Source organism: Sphingomonas montana, assembly GCF_001956315.1.
Classification (GTDB): Bacteria; Pseudomonadota; Alphaproteobacteria; order Sphingomonadales; family Sphingomonadaceae; genus Sphingomonas_R; species Sphingomonas_R montana.
On record NZ_KV887144.1, the window covers coordinates 144,984 to 163,103 of the forward strand.

The 18,120-nt window shown below is 68.8% G+C and carries 18 protein-coding genes; 10 read left to right on the top strand and 8 right to left on the bottom strand.

The features are described from left to right. Positions 1-7: 7 nt before the first annotated feature. From BKY59_RS05425 to BKY59_RS05455, 7 genes are all read left to right on the top strand, one after another. Positions 8-1,048 (top strand): XrtA/PEP-CTERM system-associated ATPase, encoded by a 1,041-nt coding sequence (locus BKY59_RS05425; RefSeq protein ID WP_076069217.1) that lies wholly within the window; start codon positions 8-10, stop codon positions 1,046-1,048. 6 nt (positions 1,049-1,054) lie between these two features. Further along, positions 1,055-1,921 carry an XrtA system polysaccharide deacetylase gene (locus BKY59_RS05430; RefSeq protein ID WP_076069219.1) on the top strand — a complete coding sequence of 289 codons (867 nt, stop codon included), beginning with the start codon at positions 1,055-1,057 and terminating at the stop codon, positions 1,919-1,921. A gap of 274 nt (positions 1,922-2,195) precedes the next feature. Further along, positions 2,196-3,233, top strand: coding sequence for a FemAB family XrtA/PEP-CTERM system-associated protein (locus BKY59_RS05435; RefSeq protein ID WP_076069736.1), 1,038 nt, complete (start codon positions 2,196-2,198; stop codon positions 3,231-3,233). After that, complete coding sequence (locus BKY59_RS05440; RefSeq protein ID WP_076069221.1) at positions 3,230-4,453, top strand: TIGR03087 family PEP-CTERM/XrtA system glycosyltransferase; 1,224 nt, start codon at positions 3,230-3,232, stop codon at positions 4,451-4,453. Before BKY59_RS05435 ends, BKY59_RS05440 begins: the two co-directional genes overlap by 4 nt. After that, positions 4,450-5,985, top strand: a complete 1,536-nt coding sequence (gene xrtA / locus BKY59_RS05445; RefSeq protein WP_083671894.1) for an exosortase A — start codon at positions 4,450-4,452, stop codon at positions 5,983-5,985. The genes BKY59_RS05440 and xrtA overlap by 4 nt, the downstream gene beginning before the upstream one ends. Further along, entirely contained in the window at positions 5,985-7,883 is a 1,899-nt protein-coding gene (locus BKY59_RS05450) for an XrtA/PEP-CTERM system amidotransferase (RefSeq protein WP_076069224.1), read from the top strand. Before xrtA ends, BKY59_RS05450 begins: the two co-directional genes overlap by 1 nt. A gap of 23 nt (positions 7,884-7,906) precedes the next feature. Continuing rightward, complete coding sequence (locus tag BKY59_RS05455) at positions 7,907-8,626, top strand: queuosine precursor transporter (protein ID WP_076069742.1); 720 nt, start codon at positions 7,907-7,909, stop codon at positions 8,624-8,626. Here the strand turns inward: BKY59_RS05455 and truA are convergent. Beyond that, a complete protein-coding gene (gene truA / locus BKY59_RS05460; protein WP_076069229.1) occupies positions 8,601-9,395 on the bottom strand; it encodes a tRNA pseudouridine(38-40) synthase TruA in 795 nt (264 codons plus the stop codon). The two genes, BKY59_RS05455 and truA, sit on opposite strands and share 26 nt — an antisense overlap. After that, positions 9,392-10,294 (bottom strand): methionyl-tRNA formyltransferase, encoded by a 903-nt coding sequence (gene fmt, locus BKY59_RS05465; RefSeq protein WP_076069232.1) that lies wholly within the window; start codon positions 10,292-10,294, stop codon positions 9,392-9,394. The genes truA and fmt overlap by 4 nt, the downstream gene beginning before the upstream one ends. A 53-nt stretch (positions 10,295-10,347) precedes the next feature. On the opposite strand from fmt, the gene recR reads away from it, so the two are divergent. The 3 genes from recR (at position 10,348) to BKY59_RS05480 (ending at position 13,065) form a co-directional block, all read left to right on the top strand. Then, entirely contained in the window at positions 10,348-10,944 is a 597-nt protein-coding gene (recR, locus tag BKY59_RS05470) for a recombination mediator RecR (protein ID WP_076069235.1), read from the top strand. Positions 10,945-10,982: 38 nt separating this feature from the next. Beyond that, positions 10,983-11,510: a peptide deformylase gene (def, locus tag BKY59_RS05475; protein ID WP_076069238.1), complete on the top strand. Its 528-nt coding sequence runs from the start codon at positions 10,983-10,985 to the stop codon at positions 11,508-11,510. A gap of 82 nt (positions 11,511-11,592) precedes the next feature. Further along, positions 11,593-13,065 (top strand): DNA recombination protein RmuC, encoded by a 1,473-nt coding sequence (locus BKY59_RS05480; RefSeq protein WP_076069241.1) that lies wholly within the window; start codon positions 11,593-11,595, stop codon positions 13,063-13,065. Positions 13,066-13,253: 188 nt separating this feature from the next. Here the strand turns inward: BKY59_RS05480 and BKY59_RS05485 are convergent, their stop codons facing one another. From BKY59_RS05485 to BKY59_RS05510, 6 genes are all read right to left on the bottom strand, one after another. Next, the gene (locus BKY59_RS05485; RefSeq protein ID WP_076069244.1) at positions 13,254-14,057 is read right to left on the bottom strand and encodes a TrmH family RNA methyltransferase; all 804 of its coding nucleotides are present in this window, start codon (positions 14,055-14,057) and stop codon (positions 13,254-13,256) included. 435 nt (positions 14,058-14,492) lie between these two features. After that, the gene (locus BKY59_RS05490; protein WP_076069246.1) at positions 14,493-14,765 is read right to left on the bottom strand and encodes an HPr family phosphocarrier protein; all 273 of its coding nucleotides are present in this window, start codon (positions 14,763-14,765) and stop codon (positions 14,493-14,495) included. Further along, a complete protein-coding gene (locus BKY59_RS05495; protein ID WP_076069249.1) occupies positions 14,762-15,169 on the bottom strand; it encodes a PTS sugar transporter subunit IIA in 408 nt (135 codons plus the stop codon). The genes BKY59_RS05490 and BKY59_RS05495 overlap by 4 nt, the downstream gene beginning before the upstream one ends. 7 nt (positions 15,170-15,176) lie before the next feature. Continuing rightward, entirely contained in the window at positions 15,177-16,094 is a 918-nt protein-coding gene (gene rapZ, locus BKY59_RS05500) for an RNase adapter RapZ (RefSeq protein WP_076069251.1), read from the bottom strand. Continuing rightward, entirely contained in the window at positions 16,091-16,531 is a 441-nt protein-coding gene (locus BKY59_RS05505; protein ID WP_076069254.1) for an HPr kinase/phosphorylase, read from the bottom strand. Before BKY59_RS05505 ends, rapZ begins: the two co-directional genes overlap by 4 nt. Continuing rightward, a complete protein-coding gene (locus BKY59_RS05510) occupies positions 16,528-18,120 on the bottom strand; it encodes a sensor histidine kinase (RefSeq protein WP_076069257.1) in 1,593 nt (530 codons plus the stop codon). Before BKY59_RS05510 ends, BKY59_RS05505 begins: the two co-directional genes overlap by 4 nt.

Consider the following 18,120-nt stretch of genomic DNA (forward strand, 5'->3'; position numbering starts at 1 on the left):
CGCGAAGATGTACCAAGACCATTATGGCCTGACCGACCGGCCGTTCCAGCTGACGCCCGATCCGCGTTTCTGGTTCGAAAGCGCGACGCACCGCAAGGCGATGGCCTATCTGGGCTACGGCCTGGCGCAGGGGGAGGGCTTCATCGTCATCACCGGCGATATCGGCGCGGGCAAGACCACGCTGGTCGCGCACCTGATGGCGACGATCGATCCGCAGCGACTGACCGCGGTACGGATGGCGTCGACGCAGGCGGACGGCGATCAGCTGGTGGGGCTTGCCGCGCAGGCGTTCGGCATCGCCAGCGGCGAGCAGGGCAAGGCGGTACTACTCGACCGGATCGAACGGCATCTGCTCGACCAGGCGCGGAGCGGACGGCGGACGTTGCTTATCGTCGACGAGGCGCAGACGCTGTCGCCCGGCGCGCTGGAAGAACTGCGGATGCTGTCCAACTTCCAGTCGGGCGGGGAGTCGCTGCTCCAGATCTTCCTGCTGGGCCAGCCCGAGTTTCGCGAGCTGTTGCAGGGATCGGACCGGCTGGAACAGTTGCGGCAGCGCGTGATCGCGACGCACCATCTGGACCCAATGACCGCGAACGAAGTCGGACCGTACATTCTGCACCGGCTGGCGCAGGTCGGCTGGGCGGGCAATCCGGATTTCGAAACCTCGGCCTACGACGCGTTCTACCGTCATTCGGGCGGGGTGCCGCGCAAGCTGAACCAGATTGCCGGTCGCGTCCTCCTGGCCGCCGCGGTCGACGGTCGTAGCACGATCGATGCGGCGCTGGTCGACAGCGTGGCGGCCGAGATGGACGGCGACGCCAATCGCCCGCGGATCGCGGCCGGCAGCGATGTCGAACCGCGGCTGCGCAGCGCGTCGGTCACGCCGCTGCGTGCGGAGCCGGCGCAGGACGCCCGCCTGAACGCGATCGAAGCGCGGCAGGACGAACTGGAAGCGTCACTCCGCCGGGTGCTCGGCCTGCTGATCGACTGGGTCGAGAGCGACACTCCGTTCAGCCGCGCCGATCGTTCGCGTCACAACGCGGCCTGATCCGCCATGCCCGACGTCCAGACGCCCCCACTGCGCAACGCGATGTCGGTCGATGTCGAAGACTGGTTCCACGTCGGCGCATTCGAAAAGGTGATCAACCGGGCGGACTGGGGAAGATGCGAGGACCGCGTCGCGCGCAACGGTGATGCAGTGCTTGCGCTGTTCGACCGGGCGGGAGTGAAGGCGACCTTTTTTACGCTGGGCTGCGTCGCGGCGCAGCACCCGGCGCTGATCCGGCGGATCGTGGCCGCCGGGCATGAGATCGCCAGTCATGGTTGGGACCACAAGCGGGTCTTCACGCTGACCCCCGACCAGTTTCGCGACGACCTGGCGCAGGCACGCGCCGCGATCGAGGATGCCGGCGGCGCGCACGTCACGGGCTACCGCGCACCCAGTTTCTCGATCGATGCGCGGACGCCCTGGGCGCACCCCGTGCTGGCGGAGGCGGGCTATGCCTATTCGTCCAGCGTCGCACCCGTGCGGCACGACCATTATGGCTGGCCCGAGTCGCCGCGCCACGTCTGGCGTCCGCTGGCGGACAGTGCGTTGATCGAACTGCCGGTCACAACCGCGCGGATCGGCGGACGGACACTGGCGGCGGGCGGCGGCGGCTTCTTCCGCATGCTGCCTTATGGTTTCACGCGCTGGGCGATCGACCGCGCGAACGGGACGGAGGGACGTCCGGCGGTGTTTTATTTCCATCCGTGGGAGATCGACCCGGCGCAGCCGCGCGTGACGCACGCCCCGCTGCGGTCGAAGTTGCGCCACTACAGCCGACTGTCCGCGATGGAAGGCAAGCTGGAACGGCTGCTGACGGAATTCGCCTGGGACCGCACGGACAGCGTCGCTGCCCGGCAGGCCGCGACGTTGTGAGTGCCCGACCCGCGAACCGTGGTCCGATGTGTTGCGATGAAGTCGTCTGTGTCATGCCGCCGCACGGGCGGCGTTACGCGGTATCTTCGGTCGTGGCGATCGGCCGGCACCGCATGAACCGCAGCCCGGCGAAGGCCGGGGCCTTGGTAAAGCAGTTTTACCTAGCCCCCGGCCTTCGCCGGGGTACTGTTGTCCGTTGCACGCGGCTTATCCATCGCAGGTCCGGTGATCGACGGGGCGTCCGGTGATGCCCGACGGTGGCGGTCATCTTGTGATGACGGGTCTTTCGGTCCGGGACGTGATTGCCGATCCTGCGGTCGTCAGCGCGTGCGACCATTATGCGCGCGGCCATCCCGATGGCACGCCCTTCCACCTGTCGACCTGGAATTTCGCCGTATGCGAAGGGTGCGGACAGACGCCGCATCTGCTCGCGGCGTATCGCGGCGAAGCGCTCGTCGGCATCCTGCCATTGACGGAGGTCCATTCGGCGCTGTTCGGGCGCGCGCTGGCGGCGACCGGATTTGCGGTGGGCGGCGGGATACTGGCGGACGACGACGATGCCGCTCATGCGCTGGCCGATGCGGCGGTAGCGCTGGCGGAACGGACGTCCTGTCCCTCCGTCGAACTGCGCGGCGGCTGGCTGCCTACCGGATGGCACCGCGACGATACGACCTATGCCGGTTTCACGCGCCCGATCGCGGCCGATGATGCAGCCGAACTGCTTGCGATCCCGCGCAAGCAGCGGGCCGAGGTGCGGCGCGCGCTGGGCAATCCGCTGACCGTAACCACCGGCCGCGATGCGCAGGCGCGCGCAGACCATCATGCCGTCTATGCGGCGAGTGTTCGCAACCTCGGCACGCCGGTTTTTCCTGCCAAGCTGTTCGGCGCGGTGCTCGACCGGTTCGGCGACGATGCCGACATCCTGACCGTCCATCATGACGGAAGGGCGATCGCATCGGTCCTCAGCCTCTATCATCGCGGCACCGTGCTGCCCTATTGGGGCGGCGGGACCGGGGAGGCCCGGGTCATGCGCGCCAACGACCTTATGTACTATGCGTTGATGGGTCATGCCCGTGCGCGCGGCTGTACCCGGTTTGATTTCGGCCGGTCGAAGGTCGGCACCGGGGCCGCCGCGTTCAAGCGCAACTGGGGGTTCGATCCGCAACCCCTGTCCTACGCAATTCACGGCGACGCTCCGCGCGAGATCAATCCGCTCGATCCGCAATATCAGGCGAAGATCGCGCTTTGGAAGAAGCTGCCCCTGCCGGTCGCGAACCTGATCGGGCCGTGGATCGCACGGGGTCTGGGGTGAGCCGCGACATCCTGTTCCTGTGCCACCGCGTGCCGTTCCCGCCGGACCGCGGCGACAAGATCCGGTCCTTCAATATCCTTAAGGCACTGGCCGCACTCGGCCGTGTCCACCTGCTGACCTTTGCCGACGACGCGGCCGATGCCGCACATGCCGACGGCCTGGCACCGTGGGTCGCGTCGTCAACGGTCGTCGTGCGGCGCCGCGGGCGGGCGTTCGCCGCGCTGTCGGCGCTTGCGTCGCGGCGGCCGGTGTCGCTGGCGATGTTCGACGATCCGGCGATGCGCCGCGCCGCACACGGCCTGTTCGGACGGATCCGGTTCGACACGGTCTATGCCTTTTCAGGGCAGATGGCGCAGTTCGTGCCGGATGACGTTCATGCCCGCTTTCTGATGGATTTTGTCGACGTCGATAGCGCGAAGTTCGCCGGTTACGCGGCCACCGCCGGTCCATTCTGGCGGCACGTCAACGCACGCGAAGGCCGCTTGCTCGCGGCCTATGAGGCGGCGGTCGCCGACCGCGCGGACCTGTCGCTGTTCGTCAGCCGGGCGGAGGCGGCGCTGTTTGCCAGTCGCCATCCCGCCGCCGCCGCGCGCGTGATGGCACTGGAGAACGGCATAGACCTGGCGACTTTCCGGCCCGATGCGGATGTCGTGCCCGTCGCGTCCGACGGCGGCCCGCTGATCCTGTTCACCGGGCAGATGGACTATGCCCCGAATGTCGAGGCGGTCGACGGGTTCGCACGGGCTGTGCTGCCTACCATCCGCGCCGGCTTCCCTACCGCGCGGTTCGTGATCGTCGGGCGCGCACCGGTGCCGGCGGTGCGGGCGCTGGCCGCGCTGCCTGGCGTCGAGGTGACCGGGGCGGTGGCCGACGTACGGCCGTGGCTGGCCGCGGCGGAGGTCGTGGTGGCCCCGCTGAAACTGGCGCGCGGCATCCAGAACAAGGTGCTGGAAGCGATGGCGATGGGCAAGGCCGTGGTCGCCAGCCCCGCGGCGCATGAGGGGATCGACGCTGATCCGGGCCGCCACCTGATCGTCGCCGGCCCGGACCGGCAGGCGGACGCCGTCCGCGCGCTGATCGCCGATCCGGTGCGGCGCGCCAGCCTGGGCCGGGCGGCGCGCGCGCGGATGGTGGAACGGTACGGCTGGGACCGGGTGCTGGCCCCGCTGGCCGCGATGGTGGGCGGGACCGAGGACGCCAGCGCGATCGCGGCGGAATGACGCCCGGCACGATCGCGTCGGCCCGGGCGATGGCGGCTGACGGCCGCGCGGGCTGGCCGGCCGCGATCCCGGTGGTGGCCGCGGCGTTGCTGGCGATCCTGCTCCTGTTGCATGGCGATGCCGCGGACATGGCGGTCATCTGGTGGACCAGTTCGACGTTCGAACATTGCCTGTTCATCCCGCCGCTGATCGGCTGGATGGTGTGGCAGCGCGCGCCCGAACTGGCGCGGCTGAACCCGCGGGGCTGGGCGCCGGGGCTGCTGATCGTGGCCGTAGGGGCGGGCGGTTGGCTGCTGGGACAGGCGGCGGGCGTGGCGGTGGCGCGGCATCTCGGGCTTGTGTTGATGCTGCAGGGCGCTGTGGTGGCGACGCTCGGCCCGGCGGTGGCGCGCGGGCTGCTGTTCCCGCTGTGCTACGCCTTCTTCCTCGTGCCGGCGGGGGAGGGGCTGGTGCCGCCGTTGCAGGCGGTGACGGCGCGGATGTGCATGGTGCTGCTCCAGCTGTTCGGGATCGCGGCGCGACTGGACGGCATCTTCATCACGACGGCGAACGGCTGGTTCGAGGTGGCGGAGGCCTGTTCCGGCGCCAAGTTCCTGATCGCGATGCTGGCGTTCGGTGCGCTGGGGGCCAATGTCGGGTTCCGCAGCCCCCGGCGTCGCGCCGTGTTCATGAGCCTCGCGATCCTCATCCCAGTGCTGGCCAACGGGGTGCGGGCGTTCTGCACGATCCTGGTGGCGCATTATTCGGACACGGATGTCGCGGGCAGTTTCGACCATGTGCTGTACGGTTGGTTCTTCTTCGCGTTCGTGATCGCGCTGCTGCTGGGCGTCAGCTGGCGGTTCTTCGATCGCGCGCCGGACGATCCGGCGTTCGACCCGGCCCGGATCGAACCGGTCGCGCCGCTGGTCGATCCCCGTCGTAGTACGGTGATCGCGGTCGCCGCGGTGCTGATCGCCGCCGCGCCGATCGCCTGGTCCGCACTGGTGATATCGGGCGGACGGTTGCCGCCCGCACCGATCACGCTGCCGCAGCCGGCGGGATGGACGATCGTACCGGACGGCGCGGGCCTGCCCTGGTCTCCGCAATTCCCGGGGGCGGACCGGTTCGCGCTCGCGCATTACCGCGCGGCGGAAGGCCAGATAGTCGATCTTGCCATCGCCGCCTATGGCGATCAGGCGGAAGGGCACGAGATCGTCGGCTACGGCATCGGTGCGGTCGATCCGACCAGCCGCTGGACATGGGGGGCGGACGGCGCGAAGATCGCGGACGGGCGCGCGATGCGGATCGTCGGTCCCGGTGATACGCCGCGCGACGTCCTGATCTTCTACCGTATCGGCACCCTCACCACCGGCAGCGAGACCCGCGTGAAACTTGAAACCCTTCGTAACCGGCTGATGGGCGGATCGCAGCGCGCGGTCGCCGTGTTGCTGTCGGCGCAGGCTCCGCGCGGCGGCACCGCCCGCCCGACGCTGGATGCGTTCCGCGTCGCGATCGGTCCGGTCGATGCACTCGCCGATCGGGCCGCGCGCTGATGTGCGGCATTGCGGGAATATTTCACCGCGAAACGGCAAAGCCGGTCGATCCGGCGCGTGTGCGGGGCATGACCGACGCGATCGCGCATCGCGGGCCGGACGGGGCGGGTGTCTGGACGGGCAGCGGCGTCGGGCTGGGCCATCGTCGCCTGGCCATCCTCGATCCGACGCCCGCCGGCGCGCAGCCGATGCTGCTGGATGCGCTGACCATCGTGTTCAATGGCGAAATCTATAATTTCAAGGAAGTCCGCACCGAACTTCTGCTGTCTGGCCACCGGTTCCACACCGATTGCGATACCGAGGTGATCCTGCATGCCTATCGGCAATGGGGGCCGGCCTGTCTCGACCGGTTCAACGGCATGTTTGCCTTCGCGCTGCACGATGCGGCGGCGAACACGCTGTTCCTGGCGCGCGACCGGTTCGGGGTGAAGCCGCTATTCTACACGACGCTGTCGGACGGCGCGCTGCTGTTCGCGTCCGAACTGAAGGGCATCCTGGCCCACCCGCTGTTCCGCGCGGCGCCGGACCTGACCGCGATCGACGATTATCTGGCCTATGGCTATGTCCCGGACGACGCCTGCATCGTGGCCGGCGTCCACAAGCTGCCGGCGGGGCATCATATGCTGGTCCGGCGCGGGCAGCCGCTGCCGGCCCCGACGCGCTGGTATCAGCTGAGCTTCGCGGACCGCGCAACCGGCAGTGCGGCGGCGCTGGAGGAGGAACTGGACGTCTGCTTACGCGATGTGGTGCGGTCGCGGATGGTAGCGGACGTGCCGCTGGGCGCGTTTCTGTCCGGCGGCGTCGATTCGTCGGGCGTGGTCGCGATGATGGCGGAGGCCAGCCCGCAGGCGGTCCGCACCTGTTCGATCGGGTTCGACAGCGCCGGTCATGACGAGACCCGCTATGCCCGCATGGTGGCGGACCGGTTCGCGACCGACCACCGCGAACGGACCGTGTCGCCGACGGACTTCGGGCTGATCGATACGCTCGTCGCCGCCTATGACGAACCGTTCGCCGATGCGTCGGCGCTGCCGACCTACCGCGTTTGCGAACTGGCGCGCGAGACGGTGACGGTCGCGCTGTCGGGCGACGGCGCGGACGAGGCGTTCGCCGGCTATCGTCGCCATGCCTTTCACGCGGCGGAGGAACGGGTGCGCGGTCTGATCCCCGCGCGTTGGCGCGAACCGGTGTTCGGGCGGCTGGGGGCGGCCTATCCGAAACTTGCGTGGGCGCCGCAGATGCTGCGCGCCAAGTCGACCTTGCAGTCGCTGGGGCAGAGCGGGGCGGAGGCCTATGCCACCGCAGTCGGGATCACGTCGCATGCCGATCGCCACGCGCTGTACGCGCCCGGTTTCGCGCGCGGCCTGGGCGGACACCGGGCGGAGGACCGCTATGTCGCGGCGATGGAGGGGGCGCCGGCGCGTGACCCGATCGACCGTGCGCAGTATGCCGACATGCAGATCTGGCTGCCCGGCGACATCCTGACGAAGGTGGACCGCGCCAGCATGGCCGTCAGCTTGGAGGCGCGCGAGCCGCTGCTCGACCACCGGCTGGTCGAGTTCGCCGCCCGTCTTCCGGCGGCGCTGCGGCTGCACCGCGGGCAGGGCAAGTGGTTGCTTAAGAAGGCGCTTGCCCGAAGGCTGCCCGACGAGATCCTGTATCGCCGCAAGATGGGGTTCGTGACGCCGATCACCGCATGGTTCCGTGGCCCGCTGGCAGGTGAGGCGCAGCGGATCGGCGAGGGATCGGCGCTGTCCGCGACCGGCTGGTTCGACGGCGCGCGGCTGAAGGCGATCGCCGACGACCACCGCACGGCCCGCGCCGACCATGGCCGCCTGCTGTGGCAGTTGCTGATGCTGGAGAAGTCGCTGGTGCGGCTGTTCGGGGTGGCGGGGTGAGCGAGCCGTCCGCGACGCCTGCCATGACGTCGGCCAGGACTTTGGGCGATCGTCCGTTCCGCTATTACGATCTCGTCATGGCGGCGTTCGTCACGATCCTGCTGCTCAGCAACGTGATCGGCGCGGGCAAGCGCGCGGTCGTCGACCTGCCGCTGATCGGACCATGGCCGTTCGGGGCGGGGTTGCTGTTCTTCCCGATCTCCTACGTCATCGGAGACGTCCTGACCGAGGTGTACGGCTATGCCCGTGCGCGGCGATGCATCTGGGTCGGGTTCGCGGCGCTGCTGTTCATGGCCGGCATGTCGTGGATCGTCGTCCGGATGCCACCCGATGCCGGCTGGACCGGCCAGGCGGCGTATGAACAGGTGTTCGGTCAGGTGCCGCGCATCGTGCTGGCGTCGATCTGCGCCTTCTGGGCGGGCGAGTTCGCCAATGCGCTGGTGCTTGCCCGGCTGAAGGTCCGCACCCGCGGCCGCCACCTGTGGCTGCGGACGATCGGCAGCACGGTGGTGGGGCAGGGGGTCGACAGCCTGATCTTCTATCCGCTCGCCTTCTACGGCGCGGCGGGCTGGTCGAGCGATGCCCTGCTGATGGTCATGGTCAGCCAGTTCGTGCTGAAGGTGGCCTGGGAGGTTGCGCTGACGCCGGCCACCTACGCCGCCGTCGCGTTCCTGAAGCGTCGCGAAGGGATCGACGTCTATGACGAGGGGACGGACTTCACGCCGTTCCGGACGACGATCTGACGGCCGGCGCGAGGTCGTGCGGCTCCGGTTCCGGATAGTCCGCACCGGCAAAGTACAGTCCGTCCGGCGGGGCGTTCAGGCCGAGCCGGGTCCGGTCCCGCGCATTGAGCGCGTCCGCCATGTCGGCAAGCGACCAGCGACCGCGCCCGACCAGCATGAGGCAACCGACCATCGAGCGGACCTGATGGTGCAGGAACGAGCGCGCGTCTGCATGGATGTCGATCGCCTGCCCCATACGCGTGACCGACAGCCGGTCGAGCGTGCGAACAGGGCTGTCCGCCTGGCAGTGGGCGGAGCGGAAGGTGGTGAAATCGTGCCGCCCGACCAAGATGCGCGCGGCCTCCGCCATCGCATCGCTGTCGATCGGCGCGCGGACATGCCAGGCGCGGCCCGCGTCCAGCGCCAGCGGCGCGCGGCGGTTGACGATGCGATAGCGATAGCGCCGCCCGGTGCAGGAAAAGCGGGCATGCCAGTCGTCCGGGACCGCCGCGGTCGCCAGGATCGCCACCGGTTGCGGCCGGAGCAACGCGTTCAGCCCCTCGCCCAGCCGGAACGGATCGATCGGGCGGGCTATGTCGACATGCGCGCTCATCGCTTCGCCGTGGACGCCGGCGTCGGTGCGGCCCGCCGCGGTCACGGTGGCAGGTTCGCGGGTGATCGCCAGCACCGCGGCCTCGATCGCGCCCTGCACGCTCGGCCCATGCGGTTGCCGCTGCCAGCCCATATAGGGTCGACCGTCGAACTCCACCGTCAGCCGGAACCGCGTCATGCGATCCGCGTGCCGGCGGGCAGGGGGAAACCGCGCAGCAGGTCGGCCGGCGTCATCACGCCGCGTCCGGCGCGCTGCACCGCGGTCGGCCGGATGGCACCCGCCGCGCAGGCGATGGTCAGCCGGTCGTCCAGGACGGTGCCCGCGGGGCCGTCGCCCGCGACGATCTCGGCCGACAGCACGCGGACGCGGTCTCCGGCATGTTCGAACCAGGCGCCCGGCGCGGGGGCGAAGGCGCGGATCTGGCGTTCGACCGCGACGGCGCTGCCGGTCAGGTCCAGCCGTGTCTCCCCCTTGTCGATCTTCGGCGCGTAGCTCGTCTCGCCGACTTGGGGCACAGGCGGGAATGCGGCGATATCGGTCAGCACCTGGACCATCAGCGCGGCACCCATGGCGGCCAGTTCGGTGGTGAGCGTGCCGGCATCCCTGGTGCCGATCGTCGTGCGCCCCTCCAGCCGCACCGGCCCGGTATCGAGCCCGCGTTCCATCTGCATGATGCCGACGCCGGTTTCCGTGTCGCCCGCCAGGATCGCGCGCTGCACCGGGGCGGCCCCCCGCCAGCGCGGCAGCAGCGATCCGTGGACGTTCAGGCACCCCAACCGCGGCGCATCCAGCACGACCTGCGGCAGGATCAGCCCATATGCGGCGACGACACCCACGTCTGCGTTCAGCGCCGCGAACGCCGCCTGTTCGGCCGGATCCCGCAGCGACAACGGACAGCGGACGGGCAGGCCGAGCGTTTCCGCCCGCGCCTGCACCGCGCCGGCGCGCAACGCCTTGCCGCGGCCGGCGGGGCGGGGCGGCTGGCTGTAGACCGCGACGATGTCGTGCCCGGCCGCGACCAGTGCGTCGAGCGTCGGCACCGCGAAATCGGGGGTTCCCATGAAGATGATGCGCATCCCCCTCCTGAAACGCTTGGCAAGCCGCGATGCAAGCCCATATCGCATGTTCCATGGCATCCACCGAAATCGAAGGGCTCGTCCAGGCGCTCGCCCGGCTTCCCGGTCTGGGGCCGCGCTCCGCCCGGCGGGCCGCGCTGCACCTGTTGAAGAAGCGGGAAGGCGCGCTCGTGCCGCTGCTTCAGGCGCTGGGCGCGGTAGCGGACCGGCTGGCGACGTGCGGCATCTGCGGCAATGTCGACACGAGCGATCCGTGTGCGATCTGCACCGACGATCGGCGCGATCCCCGCATGCTGTGCGTCGTGGAGGATGTCGCCGACCTGTGGGCGCTCGACCGGTCGCGGCTGTTCCCCGGCCGGTTCCATGTCCTGGGCGGCCGGCTTTCGGCGCTGGAGGGGATCCGACCGGAGGATCTGACGATCGACGCGCTGCTGCGGCGGGTCGCGGCCGGCGGAATCGACGAGGTCGTGCTCGCGATGAACGCGACGCTGGAAGGGCAGACCACCGCGCATTATCTGGCCGAACGGATCGAGGCGTTTCCGGTGCGGCTGACGCAACTCGCGCACGGCCTGCCCGTCGGGGGGGAGCTGGACTATATGGACGAAGGCACGTTGGCGCAGGCGCTGCGTGCGCGTCGACCCGTGGTCTGAGCCTTGACCGTATCGCCGCCAAATCCTAGCTGCGGCGCATGGCCATTCTTCCTATCCTCGAAATTCCCGATCCGATCCTGCGTGAGATCTCCGTACCGGTCGCGCCGGACGATGCCGATCTGCCGCGACTGATCGCCGACATGTTCGACACGATGTACGATGCGCCGGGCATCGGGCTCGCCGCCATCCAGATCGGCGTGGCCAAGCGGCTGATGGTGATCGACCTGCAGGAAGAGGAAGGCGAGGACGAAAAGCCGGTCCGCCGCCCGCGCGTTTTCATCAACCCCGTGCTGAGCGAACCGTCGGAGGAGCTGTCCGCCTATAACGAAGGCTGCCTGTCGATCCCGGAATATTATGCGGAGGTGACGCGGCCCGCCAGTGTCCGGGCACAGTGGACCGACGAGACCGGAGCCGCGCACGACGAGCGGCTGGACGGCATGCTCGCCACCTGCGTCCAGCATGAGATGGACCATCTGGAAGGCGTTCTGTTCACCGATCATCTGTCCAAGCTGAAGCGCGACATGGCAATGAAGAAGGTGCTGAAGTCGCAGCGTTTGCGCCGATAAGGTGTGAACCCAAAGCGTTCGGCCTTGCAAGGAGGAAGCGAAGACGGCATTGTTCCTACAATGTTCTTGTCGGGATGATGTGATGGACGGCCAGTTGATTTTGCTGATGCTGGTGGCGCTTGCCGTCGGGGTCGCGCTGGGCTGGCTGCTGTTCGGTCGCGCGGTGCCGGCTCTTCGTACCGAACGCGACAAGGCGGTCGAGCGCGGCCGCGTGGCGGAACAGGCGCTGGCCGTGGCGGAGGAACGCGCGCGGGACGCCGGCCTCGTCCGCCAGATGCTGACCGAGGTTACCCGCGAACGCGACGATGCGCGGCAGGCGCTGGCGAGCGCGGAGGCGACCGCGACGCGCGTCCCGACGCTGGAGGCGCGGCTGGCCGATGCGGTCCTGCGGGTCGAGACGCTGGCGGCCGAGCGCGCCGCCTTCGTGCGGGGCGAGGCGGAACGCGCGCGGGCGCACGATGAGCAGGCGGCGCGGCTGGGCGAGCTGGAAACCCGGCTGGACGCGCGGTTCGGCGAACTGGCCGGCAAGGCGCTGGGGGATGCGCAGAAAGTCTTCCTTGAACGCGCCGACGCGCGCTTCCGCCAATCGGAAGAGAAGAGCGGCGTCGAGCTGAAGGCGCTGCTGCAACCGGTGCGCGAACGGCTGCAACGCTATGAGGAGACGGTAACCAAGGTCGAGCAGGACCGTCGACAGGAATATGGCACGCTGACCGGCCTGATCGCATCGATGCGCGACGGGCAGGACGCGGTACGGAACGAAGCGGCCAAGCTGGTCAACTCGTTGCGCTCCGCACCCAAGGCGCGCGGCCGCTGGGGCGAACAGCAGCTCCGCAACGTGCTCGAAAGCTGCGGACTGGCCGAACATACGGATTTCCAGATGGAGGTCAGCATCGCCGACGGGGAAGGCGACGGCGGCCGGATGCGACCCGATGCGGTGGTCCGCGTGCCCGGCGGCCGCGCGCTGGTGATCGATGCCAAGGTGTCGCTGAACGCCTATCAGGACGCGTTCGGGGCAGTGGACGACCGGGAGCGCACGCTGGGGCTGGCCGCGCATGCAGCGTCGATGAAGGCGCATGTCAACGGGCTGGGCAACAAGGCCTACTGGTCGCAGTTCGCGGATGCGCCCGACTATGTCATCATGTTCGTGCCCGGCGAACATTTCCTGTCCGCGGCGCTGGAACATGATCCCACGCTGTGGGACTTCGCGTTCGACAAGCGCGTGCTGCTCGCCACGCCCACCAACCTCATCGCCATCGCGCGGACCGTATCTGCGGTGTGGCGGCAGGAGAAGCTGGCCGCCGAAGCGCAGCAGATCGGCGAGCTGGGCAAGGAGATGTACGACCGGCTGGCGGTGGCCGCGGGCCATCTCAAGACCGTCGGTGGAGGGCTGTCGACGGCGGTCAATAACTATAACAAGTTCGTCAGTTCGTTCGAGGGGCGGGTGCTGGTGACTGGCCGCAAGTTCCGCGACCTCAATATCGAGACGGGTGCGAAGGCGATCGAGGATTCCGTGCCGGTCGAGGCGCTGCCGCGCTACAGCGAGGCGGCAGAGTAGGGGATCGGTTGGGTTTTGTCGCGTCACGTATCCGCCCCTCTTCGCAACCCTGTCCCCGTACAGGAGCGGCGGTTCTGTGCGACTCAAGGCGATGTCGGCGACTGCCGTCAGCTTGAAGCGGGTGTCGCTTCGGACCGAAGTACGACAAGCCTTTCTCCGTTCCTGGGTAGATGGGCTGGGGCTTGAAGCTACCCGCGGCGCCACTGGTTGCGGATCTCGTAGGCGGCGACAGCGGTCGCGACGGCGGCGTTCAGGCTGTCCGCCTTGCCCAGCATCGGGATTTTCACGCGGAGGTCCGCGGCTGCAGCATAGTCGGCGGGCAGACCTTGCGACTCGTTGCCGACCAGCAGGAAGCAGGGCCTTGCATAACGCGGTTCCTGATAATCGACCGCCTCGTCCAGCGCGGTCGCGACGAGCTGTCCGGGACTGCCGCGCAACCATTCGAGAAACGCGGGCCAGCGCGCGGTCGCCAGAGTCTGCGTGAAGATCGCCCCCATCGACGCACGGACCGCCTCGACCGAGAAGGGATCGGCGCAGTCGTCGATCAGGATCAGCCCGCCCGCACCCACCGCATCGCCGGTGCGCAGGATAGTCCCGATATTGCCGGGATCGCGCAGCGCCTGTGCCACGATCCACAGGTCGGCGGACGTGCGGTCGACCAGTGTAAGGTCGGTCGCCGGTTCGTCGAAGACGCCAAGGATCGCCTGCGGATTGTCCTTGCCGCTGAGTTTCGACAGGATGTCGCGGTCTGTCTGGATCGCCTCGCCGCCCGCTCCCTCGACCGCGGCGATCAGTGCATCGACCAGCGGGTGGGCCGCACCTTCGGGGGCATAGAACACCCAGTTCGGAACCCGCCCCATCTCGCGCGCCTCGGTCAGGATGCGCAGCCCTTCCGCCAGGAACAGCCGTTCGAGCCGGCGCCCCTTCTTTTCACGAAGGGACCGGACACGCTTGATAAGCGGGTTGGAAAAGGCGGTGATGGTGCGGGGCATGGCGGGTGTCTAACCGACGATCGCGGTTAGAAACAGTGTGGTCATGAGGGTGCCGCACCCGATCCCAAAACCGCAATTTCAGGCTTCCGTCTGATCTGCTCGCACGACCACCGGTCAGATCGTTACCGCCCGGTCCGTTTGGTTCGAGCCTGTCGAGAACGGCGCGAGGAGTTCCCGACAGGCGAACCAAACGGAACTGGAGCCAAGTGACACCGTCTCCTGCGATCCTGCCACCGTGTCGAAGTCGACTGTCCACCAGCATCGCCGCCAGGATCGGGCGGCCGAGCGTGACCATCTCAGATCGGCTCGGTAGCTTTCCCGTCCAGTTCAGGTCTGGCGATCATTCGACGCCGGGTTCTCGATTTGCCAAGACCAGACCATGTCAGGACGGCTCGCGCAAACCGATGTGATCGTGCCCGACAGGCGTGCGTCGCCTCAATCCTCGCCGAACTTGTTCTCGACCAGTGCGACGAGCAGTTCGAGTGAGCGTTCCGCGCCCGGGCCGGTTGCGGAGATGGTGACGCTGTCGCCCATTGCCGCCCCGAGCATCATCAGTCCCATGATGGACGTACCGGTGACGCTGGTCCCGTCCTTTTCAACCGCGATCGCGGCGGATTGCTGACTGGCCAGCGTCACGAACTTCGCGCTGGCCCGCGCATGCAGGCCGCGCCGGTTGGTGATCGGGACGGTGCGGGTGCAGTCGGTCATGCCGCTGCCACGCCGAGAACTTCGGACGCGACCGAGATATACTTGCGACCGGCATCCCGCGCGGCCGCGACCGCTGCCTGTACCTTCAACATCTTGCGCGCACCCTCCAGCCGGATCAGCATCGGCAGGTTCACCCCCGCGATCACCTCGACCCGGCCCGGTTCCATCAGCGAAATCGCCAGATTGGACGGTGTGCCACCGAACAGGTCGGTCAGCAGGATGACGCCGTGCCCCCGATCGACCTCGGCCACCGCGCGTGCGATGTCCGCCCGGCGGGCTTCCATATCGTCGTCGGGACCGATGCAGATCGGGACGATCGCCTCCTGCGGGCCGACCACATGTTCCATCGCGGTCACGAACTCCGCGGCCAGCCGGCCATGCGTCACCAGAACCAGTCCGATCATCGTCGCATCATGCCCTCTTCGCCGCCGGCGCGTCGCCGATGGAATTCCGGGCAGGATCGCCCAGATCGCGGTGTATGATCGTGGGCGAAAAGCCAGCATCGCGCAACCGCTGCCCGACGCGTTCGGTGACGTGGACCGACCGGTGACGCCCGCCGGTACAGCCAAACGCCACCGTCACGTAGGATTTTCCCTCGGTATGGTAACGCGGCAACAGCGTCAGCAGCAGATCCTCGATCCGCCCGACCACGTCGGCATAGGCCGGATCGGTCGCGATGTGATCGACGACGGACTGGTCCAGCCCGGTCAGCGGGCGCAGCGCTTGGTCCCAATGCGGGTTGCGCAGGAACCGCATGTCGAACAGCAGGTCCGCGTTGCGCGGCACCCCTCGCGAAAAGCCGAAGGACAGGACGGTCAGCGTCGGCATTTCGTCGGTCGTGCCGAACCGCCCGCGGATGTCGGCCTGCAAAGCGTTGGTCGACAGGTCGGTGGTGTCGATCAGATGATCGGCCGCACGGCGCACCGGGGCGATCAGGTCGCGTTCGCGCAGGATGCCGTCCGCCGCCGGCCGGTCCAGTGCCAGCGGGTGCCGTCGCCGGGTTTCCGAAAACCGCCGCACCAGTTCCGGCCCGCTGCAATCCAGGAACAGGATCTCCGCCAAGCCCCCGCGTTCGATGCGCAGCCGGGCGATCCGCGCGACGATCTGGTCCGCGTCGAAGCCGCGCGTGCGCATGTCGATGCCGATCGCCAGTGGACGGTCCGCATCCTCGGCCCCTTCCGCACTCGGCGCGCCGAGCAGCCGGTCCAGTAACGCGAGCGGAAAGTTGTCGACCGTTTCCCAGCCCATGTCCTCGAACGTCTTGAGTGCGGTCGTCTTGCCCGCGCCGGACATGCCGGTGACCAGCAGGATGCGGCTCGGTTCGGTCATGCCGTAATCCTTTGCAGCGCCAGTTCGAGTTTCAGCGGCGCGGACGGTTCGAGCGCGGCCAGCACGATGCGGGGCAGGGCGATGCCGGCTACGGTTCCGGTGCACGCGCCCGGCATCCGCTCCACCAGACCGTCGAGGTCGCACAGCAAGGCCACCGGCACCGCGGTGCGATGGGGCATCCCGACGATGCCGATCCCGCGCACTTCCATTCGGCCCGCGATCGACGGCGGCGGCGATGCGACCGCGGATGCACCGTGCCGTGCGACGATCGTATAGTCGTCGCTGACCAGCGACCAGCCGCGATCGATCAGCCGCAACGCGAGATCCGACTTGCCCGCACCTGACCGTCCGAACAGCAGGACCGCCAGATCGTGGCGTGCGACACTGGTCGCGTGGACGGTCTCGGTCGCTTCGCCGGATGCCGCATCGGACGTCACAGCTCGGCTGCCGGCAGTTCGATGACGAAACGCGCGCCGCTCGCGCCGCTGTCACGATCGCGTACCGCGATGCAGCCCTGATGACCCTCGACCGTCGCCTTCGCGATCGCCAGACCCAGGCCGCTGTGCCGGCCGAATGTCTCGCCTTCCGGTCGGACCGAATGGAAACGCCGGAAGATATCCTCGCGCGATGCCGCCGGGACGCCGGGGCCTTCGTCTTCCACCCAGACCGTCACACGTTCACCGATCCGCGTCGCGCCGATCTGCACCAGCCCGCCCGGCGGCGAGAAGGACACCGCATTGTCGATGAGGTTTTCGACGACGCGGGTCAGGCGCGATCCGTCCCCCAGCACCACGGCGCTGCCACGGTGCGGGCGGGCGAAGGCGATCCGCACGCCGCCGTCGATTCCGCGATCCTCGCGTGCCTGGGTCAGCCCTTCGATCATCGTGCCCAGATCCACGAATTCGAACTTCGCCCTAGCCAGTTCGGAGTCGACGCGCGACGCCTCCGATATGTCGGTGATGAGCCGGTCCAGCCGGCGAACGTCGTCATGGACGATCGCCACGAGCCGCGCGCGCAGTTCAGGATCGGTCACCACGTCCAGGCTGTCGACCGCGGACCGCAGCGAGGCGAGCGGGTTTTTGAGTTCGTGCGTCACGTCGGCTGCGAAAGCCTCGGTCGCGTCGATCCGCTGGCGCAGGGCCTGCGTCATGTCGGACAGTGCGCGCGCCAGCATGCCGATCTCGTCGCGGCGGCTGGGCAGGCGGGGAACCTGCACCTCGCGCGATCGGCCCAGCCGCACGCGCTGCGCCGCGATCGCCAGGCGGCGCAGCGGACGGGCGATCGTCCGCGCCAGGAACAGCGACAGCATGACTGATGTCAGGATGACGACCAGCAGGACGATGCCCAGCCGCAGCCGTTCCTCGCGCACGATCCGCGTGATGTCGCGCGCGTTGCCGGTGATGAACAACGCGCCGCGACCGCGCATCGGCAGCGGGCTCGCCACCGACACGACCAGCGTCCGGTCCGGCGCCCGGCGGACGCGCGCCTCGACCGGATCTCCGGTCAGGACGGCGGCGACCTCCGGCCATGCGGCACCGCGATCGAGCGCGGGTTCCACGAACGCCTCGGGCACGTCGGCGCCGACCACCATGTCGACGCCGCGGTCGAGAGCGCGCGCGACCTGCCGCCGCCAGCCTTCGGTTGCCGGATCGCGCAGTTCGTAGGTTGCCGGTTCATGCCGCCAGCTGTCGTCCATCAATCGTCCGTCCGGCCCGTACAGCCTCAGCCGCAGCCGGGTGGACTGTCCCAGCCGGGCGATCAGCGCCGGCCGGTCGGCGGGGCGCGCGGCATCGATCGCCTCGCCGATCAGGGCCGCCTGCACGGTCGACTGATCGATGCGCTGGTCGATCAGCCGCGAACGGTAGCTGTCGAGGTAGAAGAAGCCCCCGGCCAGCAGCGCCAGCGCGAAGATGTTGACCGCCAGAATGCGGGTGACGAGCGTCCAGCGTCCGGACCAGGCGAGCGCGAGGTCGCGGTCCAGCTCGTGGTCGCCGGTACTCCTGCCGCGGGATCGCGAGGCGGCCAT